The following is a 610-nucleotide window of genomic DNA, read 5'->3' on the forward strand; positions in this document are numbered from 1 at the left end:
CCAGGTCGCCGCACAAACTGTTGCTTCGGTAGGTCCATAAGCATTGATAATGGATGCTGGAGCCAGACTCCGGATGAGTTCTGCCTTCGGCAGCTCTCCAGCAAGAATGAGAACTTGCGATCCCAAGTCTTCCAGCTTCTGGCTTCCCTGAAGCAAGGCTGGAGGCAGCGTCGCGTGCGTGATGGCTTCGCTTCGCAGATAATACGATAGCTTGTTACTCGCTTGACGGAGCTCATCTGCAGGCAAATGCAATGTGGCTCCCGAACCAAACGCCATAACAAGCTCCCAGGCGCTTGCATCAAAACCGAGGGAGGCGAACTGCACCACGCGGCTGTTGCAACAAACGCCAAAAAGCCCGATCTGAGCCAAGCCGAGATTGACCAAGCCGCGATGCTCGACCATGACCCCCTTGGGGGTGCCTGTGGATCCGGAGGTGTAGATCACATAGGCGAGATGGCGTGAGGTGAGGCCGAGCGCACGCGCGTCCGGATCCGATTCCGGCAGATTTGCCCATTCCGGCGTCGCCGCCAGATCCACCACCGTCAGATCGCGTAGCGCATCGTCGCCCAGCGCCGATCGCCCCGCTGCATCGGCCAGCAGCACTCGCGGC

General features: G+C 59.8%; 1 protein-coding gene. It reads right to left on the reverse strand.

The features are described 5' to 3' along the window. On the reverse strand, positions 1–610 hold a 610-nt coding region (locus tag CVM73_RS38800; RefSeq protein ID WP_146006761.1), incomplete at both ends, for an AMP-binding protein.

Origin of the sequence: Bradyrhizobium forestalis (assembly GCF_002795245.1) — a bacterium.
In the GTDB taxonomy this organism is placed as follows: Bacteria; Pseudomonadota; Alphaproteobacteria; order Rhizobiales; family Xanthobacteraceae; genus Bradyrhizobium; species Bradyrhizobium forestalis.